The 14,104-nt window shown below is 68.6% G+C and carries 15 protein-coding genes; 5 read left to right on the top strand and 10 right to left on the bottom strand.

What is annotated here, in order from left to right; all coding sequences use genetic code 11:
- Positions 1–46 precede the first annotated feature (46 nt).
- The 4 genes from KLK06_RS48175 to KLK06_RS48190 all read right to left on the bottom strand — a co-directional run bounded on the left by KLK06_RS48175 (position 47) and on the right by KLK06_RS48190 (position 3,012).
- Positions 47–796, bottom strand: coding sequence for an MFS transporter (locus tag KLK06_RS48175; protein WP_214642481.1), 750 nt, complete (start codon positions 794–796; stop codon positions 47–49).
- Positions 797–831: 35 nt separating this feature from the next.
- Positions 832–1,647 (bottom strand): alpha/beta fold hydrolase, encoded by an 816-nt coding sequence (locus KLK06_RS48180; RefSeq protein WP_214642482.1) that lies wholly within the window; start codon positions 1,645–1,647, stop codon positions 832–834.
- A gap of 26 nt (positions 1,648–1,673) precedes the next feature.
- Complete coding sequence (locus KLK06_RS48185; protein WP_214642483.1) at positions 1,674–2,345, bottom strand: SDR family NAD(P)-dependent oxidoreductase; 672 nt, start codon at positions 2,343–2,345, stop codon at positions 1,674–1,676.
- A gap of 82 nt (positions 2,346–2,427) precedes the next feature.
- Positions 2,428–3,012 carry a sugar phosphate isomerase/epimerase gene (locus tag KLK06_RS48190; RefSeq protein ID WP_214642484.1) on the bottom strand — a complete coding sequence of 195 codons (585 nt, stop codon included), beginning with the start codon at positions 3,010–3,012 and terminating at the stop codon, positions 2,428–2,430.
- Between the two features lie 168 nt (positions 3,013–3,180).
- Here KLK06_RS48190 and KLK06_RS48195 point away from each other — a divergent pair, with 168 nt between their 5' ends.
- Positions 3,181–3,486: a LysR family transcriptional regulator gene (locus KLK06_RS48195; RefSeq protein ID WP_214642485.1), complete on the top strand. Its 306-nt coding sequence runs from the start codon at positions 3,181–3,183 to the stop codon at positions 3,484–3,486.
- Positions 3,487–3,522: 36 nt separating this feature from the next.
- Here KLK06_RS48195 and KLK06_RS48200 read toward each other — a convergent pair whose 3' ends face one another.
- Together KLK06_RS48200 and KLK06_RS48205 are read right to left on the bottom strand one after the other, a co-directional pair.
- On the bottom strand, positions 3,523–4,170 hold the full coding sequence (locus tag KLK06_RS48200) for a nitroreductase family protein (RefSeq protein ID WP_214642486.1): 648 nt from the start codon (positions 4,168–4,170) through the stop codon (positions 3,523–3,525).
- Positions 4,171–4,181: 11 nt separating this feature from the next.
- The gene (locus KLK06_RS48205) at positions 4,182–4,409 is read right to left on the bottom strand and encodes a hypothetical protein (RefSeq protein WP_214642487.1); all 228 of its coding nucleotides are present in this window, start codon (positions 4,407–4,409) and stop codon (positions 4,182–4,184) included.
- 156 nt (positions 4,410–4,565) lie between these two features.
- Between KLK06_RS48205 and KLK06_RS48210 the strand changes: the two genes are divergently transcribed.
- The gene (locus tag KLK06_RS48210) at positions 4,566–5,012 is read left to right on the top strand and encodes a MarR family winged helix-turn-helix transcriptional regulator (protein ID WP_250907175.1); all 447 of its coding nucleotides are present in this window, start codon (positions 4,566–4,568) and stop codon (positions 5,010–5,012) included.
- Positions 5,013–5,164: 152 nt separating this feature from the next.
- Here KLK06_RS48210 and KLK06_RS48215 read toward each other — a convergent pair whose 3' ends face one another.
- Together KLK06_RS48215 and KLK06_RS48220 are read right to left on the bottom strand one after the other, a co-directional pair.
- On the bottom strand, positions 5,165–5,599 hold the full coding sequence (locus tag KLK06_RS48215; protein ID WP_214642489.1) for an ester cyclase: 435 nt from the start codon (positions 5,597–5,599) through the stop codon (positions 5,165–5,167).
- Positions 5,600–5,843: 244 nt separating this feature from the next.
- Positions 5,844–6,746: a LysR substrate-binding domain-containing protein gene (locus KLK06_RS48220; protein WP_250907176.1), complete on the bottom strand. Its 903-nt coding sequence runs from the start codon at positions 6,744–6,746 to the stop codon at positions 5,844–5,846.
- Between the two features lie 105 nt (positions 6,747–6,851).
- On the opposite strand from KLK06_RS48220, the gene KLK06_RS48225 reads away from it, so the two are divergent.
- Positions 6,852–7,277 (top strand): hypothetical protein, encoded by a 426-nt coding sequence (locus KLK06_RS48225; RefSeq protein ID WP_214642490.1) that lies wholly within the window; start codon positions 6,852–6,854, stop codon positions 7,275–7,277.
- Entirely contained in the window at positions 7,270–8,850 is a 1,581-nt protein-coding gene (locus KLK06_RS48230; RefSeq protein WP_250907177.1) for a multicopper oxidase family protein, read from the top strand. The genes KLK06_RS48225 and KLK06_RS48230 overlap by 8 nt, the downstream gene beginning before the upstream one ends.
- 402 nt (positions 8,851–9,252) lie before the next feature.
- Here KLK06_RS48230 and KLK06_RS48235 read toward each other — a convergent pair whose 3' ends face one another.
- Both KLK06_RS48235 and KLK06_RS48240 read right to left on the bottom strand, forming a co-directional pair.
- Entirely contained in the window at positions 9,253–10,311 is a 1,059-nt protein-coding gene (locus KLK06_RS48235; protein ID WP_214642491.1) for a class I SAM-dependent methyltransferase, read from the bottom strand.
- Positions 10,312–10,338: 27 nt separating this feature from the next.
- Entirely contained in the window at positions 10,339–11,451 is a 1,113-nt protein-coding gene (locus tag KLK06_RS48240) for a CapA family protein (RefSeq protein WP_214642492.1), read from the bottom strand.
- 153 nt (positions 11,452–11,604) lie between these two features.
- On the opposite strand from KLK06_RS48240, the gene KLK06_RS48245 reads away from it, so the two are divergent.
- Positions 11,605–14,073: a caspase family protein gene (locus KLK06_RS48245; RefSeq protein WP_214642493.1), complete on the top strand. Its 2,469-nt coding sequence runs from the start codon at positions 11,605–11,607 to the stop codon at positions 14,071–14,073.
- Positions 14,074–14,104: the final 31 nt, after the last annotated feature.

Consider the following 14,104-nt stretch of genomic DNA (forward strand, 5'->3'; position numbering starts at 1 on the left):
GGGTACAGGGTGCAGAAGCGGGCGCCAGGCGCCGACACGGCAGTGGTCATGACGCAGACCATAGAGATCGTCCCCGACAGAAGCCGTCCGGGCAGCTCGTTCCCGCCAGGTTCTCTGTGACCTGTGTCAGCAAGGGACTTGCAACGCTTGTGAGCTCTACCAGTGATCCCAGTGAACGACCTCGGTGACCGGGACGCGGCGGGCGGGCTTGAACTGCGTGCCGATCGTCCAGGCGACGGGAATCAGCGCGCATTCGCCATCCGAACCCGATGATGATCAAGGTCAGCACGGGTGCGAGGGCGATCTTCGCGACGGCGGCCCCCGCGGTGTAGAGCGCCTGCGGCAGGCCGCGCCGCTCGTTGGGGAACCATGAGTACAGCACGGTCATGGACAGCGGGTTGGCCGGTCCTTCCGCGGCTCCGACCAGGATTCTGCTCGCGTACAGCATGCCGCTGGTGGCGGCGACGACGGCGGGCACCTGGCCGACGGCCCACAACAGGCCGCAGACCAGCAGGACCCATCGCGGGGAGATCCTCTGTGCGGCGAAACTGACGGCGATGCAGGTGGCGCCGAACAGTACGTAGGAGGCGCTGCCCAGGGTGCCGAAACCGGCGGCCGACATGCCGAGTTCGGCGCTCATCGGTTTTGCGACCAGGCCCAGCAGGGCCTTGTCGAGGAAGACCACGACCGAGGAGAGCACCAGTACGGCGGTGACGCCCCAGGCGCGGGCCTCGAAGCGGGGTGATGACGGGGGGAGGGCGGCGCCGTGTGGCGCCAGGCTGTCGTTGACTGCCACGGCTGTTCGCTTGCCTTTCTGCGGGGGGCGGGCGGCTATCGGGGAAGGGCGGCCAGCCACTGCATGAGGGTGTCGTTGACCTCGTCGGGCTGTTCCTGGTGGATGAAGTGGCCCGCCTGGGGGCGCTGCATGATCCGGCTGTGGTCGGGCGGCAGGCACAGGCGCTCCACCTCCGCCCGTGCCGTGTGGCGGTGGAAGGCCAGCACCGGCTGGTGGCGTTGCCGCAGGACGGGCTCGGCCTGCGGGCGGAAACGCAGGCTGCTGGGGCCGAAGGCGCTGTGCCGGAAGGTCTGGGCCCGCAGCCACGCCGGTCGGGCCAGGACCTCCAGCAAGTGCCAGGTGCGCAGATGTCCAGGGGTGGCGGGGGTGTGGAAACGATCGCTGATGAGATCCTGCGCGATCTGGTCGGCGTCCGGTCCCTCCAGGTCGTCGGCCAGGCGGGTCATCCACTCCCGCTCGCCCGGATCGCCAGCGTAGTCGGGGTCGATCACCGCCAGGGCGTGGACCAGCCCGGGGTGGCGGGCGGCCAGGACGGTGGCCACCGAGCAGCCCATCGAATGGGCCAGCAGGACGACCGGTGCCAGATCGGCGTGCCGGATCAGGGCCGCCAGGTCCTCGGCGTGGTCACCGAGGTCGTAGCCCGACGGCGGGGCGCTGGATCGTCCGTGTCCGCGCAGGTCCACGGCCACGGTGCGGTAGTGGGTCCGCAGGGCGGGGATCTGGTGGATCCATCCTTCGGCCGCGCCCCACAGGCCGTGCACGAGGAGGAGGTTTAGCGGTGGCCGGAGGCCGAGGGCGGGCGGGTACTCGGCGTAGAACAGGCGCACGCCGGAGCGTTCGAAGTAGGGCACGGAATGCTCTTTCAGTCCGTTGATCGTCAGGCCGGCGGTGCGAGCTGGGCCCCGCCGCACACGTGCAGGACCTCGCCGGTGATGAAGGCGGCCCGGTCGCCGGCGAGGAAGGCGACGGCGTCGGCCACGTCCTGAGGACGGGCCAGCCGGCCGAGCGGTGTCATCGCCAGATGGCGGGCCGTGAACTGCTCGAACTCCTCATCGGTACGCCCCGCCCTGGTCAAGGGGGTCTCCACCACGCTGGGCGCCACGGCGTTGACGGTGACGCCGAGGGGGCCCAGCTCGACGGCGAGGGTCCGGGTCAGCCCCACGATGGCCGCCTTGGACGTGACGTACGCCGTGGGGCCGCCTGCGAGCCAGGTGCGCGAGCTCACGTTGACCACCCGGCCGCCGCCATGACGCTGCCACCAGGGCCGCATCGCCTGGCACAGCAGCATCGGCCCGCGCACGTTCACCGCCATCGTCGTGTCCCAGGCGTCAGGGGTCTGCCCGGACAGGGGCAGGCGCGGATTGACGGCGGCGTTGTTCACCAGGCAGTCCAGACGCCGGCCCGCGTGTTGCAGCCGGGCGATCTGCTCGCCGACCGCATGGGGGTCGCTCACGTCCACCGGGCACCCGGCGACGTTCCCGCCGCTGGATGCCGACAGGCGGCTCGCCGCGTCGGCGACGGCCGCTTCGTCGACGTCGAAGAGCGTCACCTCGAATCCGTCGGCGCCAGTTGGGCGGCGATGACCGTGCCGAGGACACCCGCCCCTCCGGTGACGATCGCTCCTTTCGCACTCACGGCCGACCTCCCGCCGCGGACTCGAACGTGGTGTGATCGCTCAGGTAGGCGGCATTGAAGGCGAGGGCCTCGCGCGGTGGCCGATCCGTGCTGAAGTCCTCCACCGACACCCATCCGCGGTAGCCCGCGCTTTCGAGCAGCCGCAGGATCGCGGGCACGTCGAGCACACCGTCGTCCATCGTCGTCCATCGGGGCCGCCACGGGCCGCCGCCCTCGGCACGTTCGTAGGCGGCGTTCTTGAGGTGTACGTGAGCCAGGTGCTCGCCGAGGATCTGCAGCGCCAGCCGGGGATCCTCCGACCCTTCCACCACGGTGTTGCCGGGGTCGTAGATGACGCCTACGAGGTGCGGAGGCAGGTGTCCCACGACCTGCTTGGCCAGCGCGGCACTGGGGCAGATCGTCCGCTGTCGCAGCGGGCGCAGGGTGCAGCGGTTGTTCCGTAGGAAGTGCGCCGGTCCTTGCGAACCGGCCTCGGTTGAGACCCGCCATTCGATTCCGGCATACCCGGCCGCGGCCGCCGCCTCAGCCGCCTGATGCGGCGTCAGCTCCGGCAGGCAGGCCGAACACACGCCAAGCCTCATCTCGCTCCTCGAAGAACGCAGCATGCAGAGCTGCTCACCGTTCCGTGTCACCATCAGTGATGGCCGTCGACATCAGTACAGGGCCGGACACACCTCGCGGTCCAAGTCCTTCTAGGCACCTCTGCTATGTTCCGCAGGCATAGCAGAGCAGCCAGGTGAGGAGGGACCGTGGAACTTCGGCACCTGCGCTACTTCGCCGCAGTGGCAGAGGAGGGCTCGTTCTATCAGGCCGCCCAGCGTTTGCTGGTCTCGCAACCGTCATTGAGCCGGCAGATCATGGATCTGGAACGGCGGCTCGGCCAGCGGCTGTTCGAGCGCACGTCCCGGGGGGTGCGGCTGACGCCGAGCGGACAGGCGCTGCTGCAGCACGCCCGGCAGATCCTCGGCCTCGCCGCGACCACTCAGAAGATCGTCTCGGAAGCGTGGACGAGGTGGCCGGCGTGGTGCGGTCCGTACCGGCCTGACCAGGCGTGATCGTGCCCGTGCTCCGGTGAGGAATACCGGGCCCGCTCACCAACGGTCCCAGTGCAGAACCTCCTCCCGCGGGATACGGGGAGCGGGCTTGAAGTCGGTGCCGATGGTGAAGGCCAGCGGGATGAAGGCCGCCAGCATGATCTCGTCGTACGGCACGCCGAGCACCCGTGCCAGCTCGCGTTCGAGCGGCCCCTGCGCCGTTGTCCACACCGTGCCCAAGCCCCGCGCCCGGGCGGCCAGCATGAAGCTCCACACCGCGGGCAGGATCGACCCCCACGCACCGGCCTGCACGGCCACCGGGGCGCCGTCAGTGCGCCCCTCCACGCCGGGGATGACGAACGCCGGCACCCGGTGGATGTTGGCGGCCAGGTGACGCAGGCCGTCGAAGACCCGCTCGGTGGAGCCGGAGTGGTAGTTCATGCGCCACACATCACGTTCGGACAGCGGCTGGCCGCCGGCCACGGCCAGGGCGCGCAGGAAGATATCGGCCACGGCCCGGCGCTGCTCGGGCTCGGTGACGACGAGGAAGTGCCAGCGCTGCCGGTTGCGCCCGGTGGGCGCCTGCACGGCCAGGTCCACGCACTCCTCGATCAGCTCGCGCGGCACCGGACGGGTGAAGTCGAGACGCTTGCGTACGGCACGGGTGGTGCTCAGCAGCTCGTCGGGGGTGAGGTTCAACGTCATGATGATCTCCTTCAGGCGGTGGGTACGGGCATGGGGCGGCGCAATCGCAGGCCGAAGGCGACCGCGTAGCCGGACGTCAGCCACTGCAGGGTGCTCTCCGGCAGCGACAGATCACGCCCGATCGCGGGCAGGGCCACGCCCATCAACGACAGGTCCATCGAGTCCAGGAACACCGCGGCGCACAGCAACACCAGGGCCACCTGTTGGGGGCGTTGGTTCGGGTCACGATCACTCTCCATCTGCATGCAAACAATTGGTGGACAGACGGTTCGGACCGTATGCCGACAAATCATCTGCTGTCAAACAATCTGCGTGGAGATGGAGTTGCGGTAGGCTGACGCCTGAACGCAAGAGGGAGAGTGATGGCGACAACGACGAGAACGACGGATCGCGGGATGGCGTACTTTCCGCGACTCGCCGCCGAGCGGCTGGACATCGCGCTGTGCCGGGCGTCGGCCGCCGTGGCCCGCGCCGCCGACGTTCATGCCGCCGGGGAAGGGCTCGGAGTCGGGCAACATCTCGTACTCCAGATGCTCGACGCCGTCGGCCCCTGCTCTCAGCAGACGCTCAGCGACGAACTCCGGATCGACCGCAGCGTGATGGTCGGCGTCTGCGACGATCTGGAGCAGGCGGGCCACGTCCGCAGAGAACGCAACCCCCGCGACCGGCGCTCCTACGCCGTCACCATCACCGACTCGGGCCGCCGGCGGCTCGCCCAGGCCCAAGCCTTGATCCCGGCCTTCCTTGAGGACACCTTCCAGGCCCTCACCCCCGACGAGCGCGGGCAGTTGAGCGCGATCCTCGCCAAACTCCTGCAGGTCGGCGCCGGCGACCCTCGCTGACGCCGTCCCGGGGCCCGCCTACGACACCGTCCTGGGCAAGGAGAGTCAGCCTGCCGTACGACTTGGAGGACCATTGCGGACGGGAGACAGGAATGCCCGGCGGACGATATGGGCGCCGACATTCCCGGCGCTTTCGGTAGGCCGACGAGGTACTACGCCTGGATGAAGCCGAGTTGCCGCAGCTGTGAGTAGATGTCGACGACTCCCCAGATGTCGGCGATCTGGCCGTCGGCAAAGCGGGCGATAAAAATCTCCTGGTAGGTGACGGATTTGCCGGTCGGCGGCATGCCCCGGTACTCACCGGAGTTGGTCCCGGTGACCGTCTGCCGAGCGACGATCTTGTCACCCTCGGCAAGCAGGTCCTCGACCGTTACGTGAATGTCGGGGAACGCGCGCAGGAGGATCTCCCATACGCGCTTTTGTGCCTGCACCGCGGTCACGTCAGTCGGCTCCGCCGTGTGGAACCGCCCGTCCGGGTGAATGAACTCGTCGATCGCCTTCGAGATGACCTCCAGATCGCCACTGTTGATGGCGTCGTGGAAGTGGTGGTACGTCTCCTTGTTGCGTAGTTCCTGGCCTGCTGACATGTCGCCTCGCCTTAGATCGAGATGCGGTCATAGATATGACGCTGGTGGTGAAACCAGCGTCTCGATACTTAATGACGAGATAGCCCCTCGGAATGTGATGCGGGAGCTCGCCGAGTTTCGCAGTCGGTGCGCAGACAGGGACCACGAATTCGGGCCTTGACCTGGGAACGGGGCGACCCGGAAAAGCAGCGGCGCCAGCCGGCACACCAGCCCCGGCGCCACCTTCACCCCGACAGGCTGACGATCATCCGAGCCTCTCCTGCGGTTCGCCGGCGACCCAGTCCCAGCCGGTGATCGTGGTACGCATCAGGCAGGCGGCGGTTGACAGGTGACTGTCGGCGCCCCAGAACAGGGTGAGCGCGCGCCGGCAGTCGGGGCTGTCGACGGCGATCCAGGCGAGGAGGGCACGGGTGGTGGCCCGCCGCGCGATGGCGGGGATGAGACCGATGCCGAGTCCCACGCTGACGAGGTCGGCTATGGCGCTGTGCTCATCACTCTCGCAGACGATCTTCGGTGTCAGGCCTCTGGCGGCGAAGAGCCGATCGAGGAGCCGGCGTTGCCAGTGCCCCTGGCGTGCGGTGATAAAAGGCTGATCGGCGAGTTCGTCCATGCTCACCGAGGTACGGCCCGCCAGCGGATGATCCAGTGGGGTGGCCACCCCCACCGCCTCATCGAGCAGCTGCGTCGCCGCCAAGCCCTCGGCGTGGATCGGCTGTGAGGCGATGCACAGATCGACCTCTTGGGCCCGCAGGCGGCGGGCCATGTCCTCGGCCGGCATCCAGTGGAGTTCGACCTCGATGGCGGGATGAGCTCGCTTGTAGGCCGCCAGCGGTCCGGTGAGCGTGAGGAAGGTTTCCGACGCCAGCCTCACGGTGCCCACACCCTCGCTGGTGGCCTCGGCGACGGCTCGCCGCCCCGCGTCGAGCTCACCCAGGGAGCGTTCGACGTAACCGCGGAAGAGCTTGCCCGTGTCGTTCAGTCGGAGCCGGCCGCTCCGATCGAACAGCGGCGTGCCCAGCTCGTTCTCCAAGCGGGCCATGGTACGGCTCAGCGAAGGCTGGGCGATGCGCAGCTCGTCGGCCGCCCGGCTGAGGTGTTCCAGCCGCGCCACCACCAGGAACTGCCTGAGCGTGTTGAGGTCCATCATGCCTCCCCATACATAACGCCATAGCAATATTGATCTTAGGCAAGATAACTCACAAGCCATAGTGTCTAAGCGTTTGCACATGGGACAGAGTGAGGAGGATCCCTCATGGCCAACCGCCTGGGATCCGATGCCGCGCATCGGACGACACCCACGGGGTGGACATTACGGGCCGCCGTCAGCGCGCATGTGGTGGCGATCGTCGGCCAGCCGGTGTTCGCCGGGGCGTACCTGACCGGTGACTTCGACAGTCTGCGCTGGCACGCGGTCGGCGCCGACGTGGTCACCTCCATCGGCTATCTGCAGGTGATCGTGGCGATCGTGGTGTGGATTCGGCTGCGTCAGGTCTGGCCGTTCCTTGCCACGTTGGCGGTGGTGGCGGCCGAGACCGTGCAGTACTTCGCCGGGTTGGACGGCGCGCTGTGGTTGCACATCCCGTTGGGGGTGATGACCGTCGTCGCGCTCGTCGTACTGTTCATCGCCCTCTGGCGCCAACCCTTGCCGCGTCGAGCGCGGGAGGCCCGCGATGCGTGAGCGTGACATGACCAGGCGGCAGGTACTGGGCATCGGCGGGGCGCTCGGGCTGATGGCGGCCACCGGGCTGTCGGCCTCGGCGGCGCTGGCGCGCAGGCCGTCGATCACCGGTGCCGAGTCGCGCAGTGCCCTACCGCTACCGCCGCCTTTCCAGGTGCCGCTGCCGATCCCCTCCGTACTGGCACCGGTCAGCACCTCGGGCGGCACCGACCGTTACGCGATCACCCAGCGCGAAGCGAGCATGGAAATCCTGCCCGGCATCAGGACCCCGCTATGGACCTACGAAGGCACCTTCCCAGGGCCGACGATCGAGTCGCGCCGCGGCCGGCCGATCACCGTGACGCACCGCAATGAACTGCCCGTGCCGACCGTCGTACACCTGCACGGCGGACGGACCCCGGCGGCTTCCGACGGGTACCCGACCGACCTCGTCCTGCCCGAGGGCTGGCCGGAGACCGCCATGCACACGGGGCACGGCATGCACGATCCGCGTGCGGTGGTGACCAAGCTGACACGGGACTACACCTTTCCGCTGGACCAGCGGCCGACGCTGCTGTGGTACCACGACCACCGGATGGACTTCACCGCCCCGGCGATCTGGCGCGGCCTGGCCGGGCTGCACATCGTCCGCGACGACGCCGAGGACGCACTCGGCCTGCCCACGGGGCCACGCGAACTACCTCTGATGATCGCCGACCGAACGTTCGCCGCCGACGGCAGCCTCGCCTACCCCGCCCTCGACCCCACCCTGCGGGAGCGGCCGGGCGTGACCGACCCGTATCTCGCCGGCGTCCTCGGCGACGTGATCTTGGTCAACGGCGCCCCCTGGCCCGTACACGAGGCCGACGCGGCCCGCTACCGGCTGCGCATCCTGAACGCCTCCAATGCCCGGCACTACGAACTCGAAGCGGTCACCGACGACGGGCACCGGCTCGACCTCGTCCAGATCGGCGCCGACCAGGGACTGCTCGCGGCGCCGGTCACCCACCGCGCCCTGCCGATCGCGCCGGCCGAACGCTACGACGTGATCATCGACTTCTCCGGTGTCGCGATCGGCAGCCGCGTCAGAGTCGTCAACCGGCTCGGCTCTGGCCGTACCCGCGACGTGATGGCCTTCCGCATCGCGCGCAACGCCACCGACGACAGCCGCATCCCGCGCACGCTCTCGGACGATCTGCCGGCTTGGCGCAGGTCGGACGCCGTCAGGGTGCGCGAGTTCTCCTTCCGTACCGGGCGGATGCGCGGTGGTCACGGGTGGCTGATCGGCGGCCTGCCGTTCGACCCAAGCCGCTCCGATGTCACCGCCAGTCTGGGCGATGTCGAGGTGTGGCGGCTGATCGCCGACGTTCATCATCCCGTCCACCTGCACCTGGTCGGCTTCCGGGTGCTCTCACGCGGCGGCCGGCCGCCGCTGCCGCACGACGCGGGTCTCAAGGACACCGTCTCCTTGCGGCCGGGCGAATCGGTGGAGATCATCACCCGTTTCGACGGTTACCGAGGCCGTTACCTCTTCCACTGCCACAACGCCGAGCACGAGGACATGGGCATGATGGCCAACCTCGAGATCATCTGACATATCAGCATCTAGGAGAGCATTGTCATGTCTGCCGATGCCGGCATCGTCATCATCGGGGCGAGCCTGGCCGGAGCCAGCGCCGCATCTCCACCCCGCGCCGTCCAAGGGCTATCTCCTGGGCAACTACCGAGGTCGGCGACTTCGATGTCCTGGAGCCGGGGTTCTACGCGGACCAGGACATCACCCTGGCACTCGGCTCCCCCGCCACCTCTCTCGACCTAGCCGCCGACCGCCTTTACATTGTAGATTAATAACGCCGCCGAAGCACGATCGCGAATTGCGACCACCGGTTACAGGTGGCGGCTACTTGCGTGATTCTTAGTTGTCAGTCATGTGAGGCAAGTAAGGTTGGCGCGCCCTTCCCCCTCAAGTCTGCTTGTTGAAGATCTCGCCGCTGTCTCAGGTCTTCGCCTGGACGCGCGCAAAGAGAACCGCCTCTGGAGCGCTCTCGTCGAGGTTGAGCAGCATTTGGGCCTCGACCGTGAACCCGGCATCGCCCAGCCAGCCCGCCACCTGCGTGGGCTGACGCCGGTTAACATGGACCTTCATGGGATGGCCGCCGTACCCCCGCGTCTTCAGCCGTGATTCGTCGCCGACGTGAAACCCGAGCAGCAGCGTCCCGCCGGGCCGTAGCACCCGCTTGAAGTGACCGAAGGCCGTGGGAACCGCGTCGTCGGGGACGTGAATCAGCGACCAGAAAGCGATCAGGGCGGCGACTGAGGCGTCAGGGAGGTCGAGATCGGTCATAGACCCCACCTCGAACCGCAGATGGGGATGGTCACGCCGGGCCACGTCGATCATCACGGGAGAAAGGTCGATTCCGAACGCGTCGAGGCCCAACTCCTGCAGGTGAGCCGTGACATGCCCAGGTCCGCAACCCACATCAGCCACCAGTCCGCCTCCGCCGGTGCGAACCAGCTCAGCGAACAACGACAGGGCTGCCCGGAGATACGGGTACTCGCCCAGCGCCTCGCGCATCTGGTCGGCGTAGCTGAATGCGACCGTGTCATAGGAGGACCGGGTGTCCTCCAGCCAGTTGTCCGTGTTCATGCGCTGACACCCTAGTTCAGTGATCAAGAACTTCAAGGGCGTGCTCACTGCGGACAGCTTCTCAGCATGGCCGGTGGAGCGGGGTGACGTAGTGATCAGATGGGGTGGGCTCATCAGCGCCTCATGGGCGGTGCGCCGCCGGCGCACTGGCATGGGACGCGGGTCGTGCACCAGGCGGTGCCGGGATTCCGTGCGCCACTGTTCTTCGACGCGTTCGGCGAGGGTTTGAGCGGCGGCCTTCACGTTGGTGATGTCCGAGCACCCTGACGACCCAGCCCGAGCAGCACGATAAAGGCCAGCGCAGCCATGAGAACCGGCCAGCGGGCAGTCCTCGATGAGCGTCATCGCACACGCGGCGACGATCGGCTTTGTCATCGAGCCGATGCGACAGATCGTGTCGCCCGCCATCGGCGCCCTGCGGGGAGCCCGCCACGCTCAGGCCTCCGCCAAGACGAGCATGCCGCCGGGCTCGCTGCGGATCCGTCCCCCGAAACCGCGTCCGGCCTTGTCGAGGGTCGCGCGCAGCCACTCGGCGTCGCCGGGTTCGGCGTGGCAGAGCCGCATGCGCCGGGCCCGCACGGGCGCCATGCGCAGGGCGGCAAGCCGTCCGGAGTCCGCCTCGAGCGAGGCGAGGTAGAGCAGCCGCAGGTCGTCGTGGTACTCCTCGTACCCGCTGATCCCCTCGTAGTCGTCGATCAGGTCTCCGCAGCCGTACAGGATCAGCCGGCCGCGATACACCTCGATCGGGCGCGGATGGTGCGAGGAGTGCCCGTGTACCACGTCGACGCCGCCGTCGATGAGCGCGTGCGCGAAGAGGACCTGTTCCCGGGAGACCGGATACCCCCAGTTGGAGCCCCAGTGGACGGAGGCCACCGCGATATCCCCCGGCCGCTTCTCCCCCCGTACCCGCTCGACGATCGCGGCCGCGGCGGCCGGCGACGGCTCCGGCACGAAGTCGACGCCGGAGCGGTCCGGGGCCGCCGCCCAGTCCGGCGGCACGCCGCTGGAGGGCATGCCGAACGCGAACACCAGCACGCGCCGGCCTCCCGGCAGGCACACGGTCGCCGGGCGGCGCGCCTCGTCCAGGTCTCGCCCCGCCCCGGCGGCCGCGAGCCCGGCGGAGGCCAGCGCGTCGAGCGTCTCGGCGAGCCCGGCGCGACCGAAGTCGAGCATGTGATTGTTCGCCAGTACGCAGGCGTCGGGCCGGACCATGGCCAGGCACGGAAGGTTGTCGGGGTTCATGCGGTAGTGGAGCGCCTTGCCCGGTGCGAACGCATCGCTCTTGGTCACGCTCGTCTCCAGGTTCACCACCCGGGCGTCCTGCGCGTACGCATCCAGGACCGACAGCGCGTCGCCCCAGGGCCAGGAGAAGTCGACGGGGCGCGGAATCGGCCCGTTGACCGCCTCGGCGAGCTCGACGTAGGTGCGCGCGTCGTCGACGTGCGGCTCACACAGGGCGGGATCACCGGGATGCGGCAGGACCTGGTCCACACCGCGGCCGAGCATGACGTCGCCACAGAGAAACAGGGTCACCAAGCCAGCGACCATGCCTCCATGCTAGGCGGCCCGGCGCCTGCGCGTTGACCCACCTTCCTTCAAGTAGTCAACGCAATGAGAATGCGCAGTGACTCACCGTCACATAGTGCGTAATATGCGTTAGGCGCCTTGCTCGAGGCGTCCTGTCTCAGCGGGGGTGGGCCCATGGCGAGTGAGACGACCCGGCTGCGCGTTCAGGTGATCGACGCCGCCGCCGATGCGCAGGACCTGGACCAGGCCGCTGCCAGCCTCAAGGACGAGCTGCTGGAGCTGGACGTGATGGTGAGCGCTGAAGAAGGGGCGCAAGCTCCGGAGGGCGCCCGGGGGGACCTGACGTTCACGCTCGGCGGACTGGTGATCGGGCTGGCAGGTACGGAGGTGCTGGCAACGATCCTGAACGCGGTGACCGCCTGGCTCTCTCGCAACCAGCACCGTTCGGTCAAGCTGGACGTAGAGGGTGACGTGCTGGAGGTGACCGGAATCGCGTCCAAGGAGCAGCGCGAGCTCATCGACGTGTGGTTACACCGTAGACAGCCGGACGCACCCGCACGGACAGGTCGGCGGATGGCGCTGATCGTGGCCGGCGACGAGTACCGTGATCCCGGGTTGCGGCGGCTGCGGGCGCCGGCCCTCGACGCCGAAGCGCTGGCCGGGGTGCTCGGGGACGCGGCCATCGGCGGGTTCGACGTACGTACGATGCTGAACGAGTCCACCGCCGTCATCAACGAGGCCGTCGAGGAGTTCTTCGCCGACCGGCACCCCGACGACCTGCTCCTGCTGCACTTCTCCGGCCACGGGGTCAAGAACGACAACGGCGAGCTGTACTTCGCCACCCCCACCACCAAGCTCAACCGCCTCGGCGCCACCGCTGTGTCCGCCGAGTTCGTCAACCGGCTGATGAGCCGCAGCCGATGCCGGCGCATCGTGTTGCTGCTCGACTGCTGCTACGCGGGCGCCTTCGGGCGCGGCGCGCTACCACGGGCGGGCTCGGACCTCCACGTCGAGGAGCAGTTCGGCGGGCGCGGGCGGGTGGTCATCACCGCCTCCAACGCTCTGGAGTACGCCTTCGACGGACCCGAGCTGGCCGATGCCCGGGACACGTCGCCCTCGGTGTTCACCAGCGCGCTCGTGGAAGGGCTCAAGACGGGCGACGCCGACCGTGACCAGGACGGCTACGTGGGCATCCACGAGCTGTACGACTATGTGTACGACAAGGTACGAACCGGCACGCCCAAGCAGACGCCGGGCAAGTGGACGTTCGACGTGCAGGGGGACCTGGTCATCGCGCGACGCAGCCGCCCCGTGAGTCGGCCGGCGCCGTTGCCGCCCGAGCTTCAGGAGGCCGTCGACCATCCGATCGCGGATATCAGGGCCGGTACGATCGACGCGCTGGCCCGGCTGCGGGGCAGTCGCCACGCAGGTCTGGCCTTGGCGGCCCGGCTGACGCTGGAAAGGCTGGCCGACGACGACAGCCGGATGGTCTCGGCCGCCGCGGCCCAGGCCCTCAGCGCCGACACCGCCTCGCTACCTGCCGGGCCCGCCGTTCCGCCGGCGGTACCACCCGTAAGACCGGTGGCCGCGAAGGGCATAGGCGCCCAGCCGAGAACGACGCCTGCAGGGGAGCCCGCTCCCACAACCGAGTCGGCGATCAACCGGCGATCCTCCTCGCGGCGAGACGAAGACGAGATCGTTCCCCGAGATGCCTTCGCGAGCCGGCGTCGCCCGTGGACTCCGGCCCTGCGCGCCCTCGCCTTCCTGTCCGTGCTCCTCCTGCTGGTCGGCCCGAGGGATCGCGAGTCCGGCATCGGATACCTGTGGCTGCAGGGCGGCGCCCATCCGACGTTGTTCCTGCTGCTCGTGGGCACCGCGATGGTGATCGGCCTGCTCAGAGAAGGCCGACCACGTACGGCGCTACTGGGTGCCGCGGCCGGCCTGGCCGCGCTCCATGTGGGGCTGTTCGCTCAGATCATCGCGGTCAATCGGCTCCACGCCCCGTTCGAGGCGATGATGACCCTCACGGGTACCGTGCTCATCCTGCTGGTGGTGCTCCTGGAGATGGCCTTGGCCCTGGAGGGCCCGGCCAGGGCCGTCGCGGCCGTCGCCGGCCTGTTGGCAGTCACAGCGATGATCATCGACCTGGTGGTTCCCATCTCGGTGGCCGAGGTGGACGGCCCGACAACCGTATCGATGACGACCTTGGCCCTCCTCGGCGCGCTCATCTTCCGCGTGGGTCTGGACTCGGGGCGGCAAAGAGCCTGGCGGCCGATCGTGCTGGGCATGACGGCCACAGTTCTGGTCACCTGCGGCGTCATCAGCCTTCAGATCGGCGACGATCCTCGAAGTTCGTGGGTACCCGCCTATCTGCCGGTCCTGCTGGTGTTGTTCGTCGTTGAGTCCCAGGTGACGCACGACCGGCTGGAACTGCTGGCCGGCCTCCACTTCGTGGTGATCGCGGGCTTGATCCACAACTTCGCGCTGGTGCCGACGGGGGCGGGGTTCTTGGTGGTGTTGTTGATCGCGGCGGCGTTCGCGGGTGCTGCCGCGTACCTCACGCGAGCACGGGACCGGGCGCGGGTCACTACGCGAGTTCAGGATGACTTCCTGAGCGAACCGCGCTACCTGGGTGAGGCATAGCCCGCGCGGTTGCTCACATCGCGTATCGTCC

The organism is Nonomuraea sp. NEAU-A123 (assembly GCF_018603905.1).
Lineage (GTDB): Bacteria > Actinomycetota > Actinomycetes > Streptosporangiales > Streptosporangiaceae > Nonomuraea.

Bases quoted from the DNA above. Each gene is read 5' to 3' on its own strand.
- KLK06_RS48210 (WP_250907175.1), top strand. From the start codon at position 4,566: ATGGCGTACTTTCCGCGACTCGCCGCCGAGCGGCTGGACATCGCGCTG.
- KLK06_RS48235 (WP_214642491.1), bottom strand. From the start codon at position 10,311: ATGGCGGGCGACACGATCTGTCGCATCGGCTCGATGACAAAGCCGATC.
- KLK06_RS48245 (WP_214642493.1), top strand. From the start codon at position 11,605: ATGGCGAGTGAGACGACCCGGCTGCGCGTTCAGGTGATCGACGCCGCC.
- KLK06_RS48225 (WP_214642490.1), top strand. From the start codon at position 6,852: ATGGCCAACCGCCTGGGATCCGATGCCGCGCATCGGACGACACCCACG.
- KLK06_RS48205 (WP_214642487.1), bottom strand. From the start codon at position 4,409: ATGGAGAGTGATCGTGACCCGAACCAACGCCCCCAACAGGTGGCCCTG.
- KLK06_RS48240 (WP_214642492.1), bottom strand. From the start codon at position 11,451: ATGGTCGCTGGCTTGGTGACCCTGTTTCTCTGTGGCGACGTCATGCTC.
- KLK06_RS48190 (WP_214642484.1), bottom strand. From the start codon at position 3,012: ATGAGGCTTGGCGTGTGTTCGGCCTGCCTGCCGGAGCTGACGCCGCAT.
- KLK06_RS48215 (WP_214642489.1), bottom strand. From the start codon at position 5,599: ATGTCAGCAGGCCAGGAACTACGCAACAAGGAGACGTACCACCACTTC.
- KLK06_RS48200 (WP_214642486.1), bottom strand. From the start codon at position 4,170: ATGACGTTGAACCTCACCCCCGACGAGCTGCTGAGCACCACCCGTGCC.
- KLK06_RS48220 (WP_250907176.1), bottom strand. From the start codon at position 6,746: ATGATGGACCTCAACACGCTCAGGCAGTTCCTGGTGGTGGCGCGGCTG.
- KLK06_RS48230 (WP_250907177.1), top strand. From the start codon at position 7,270: ATGCGTGAGCGTGACATGACCAGGCGGCAGGTACTGGGCATCGGCGGG.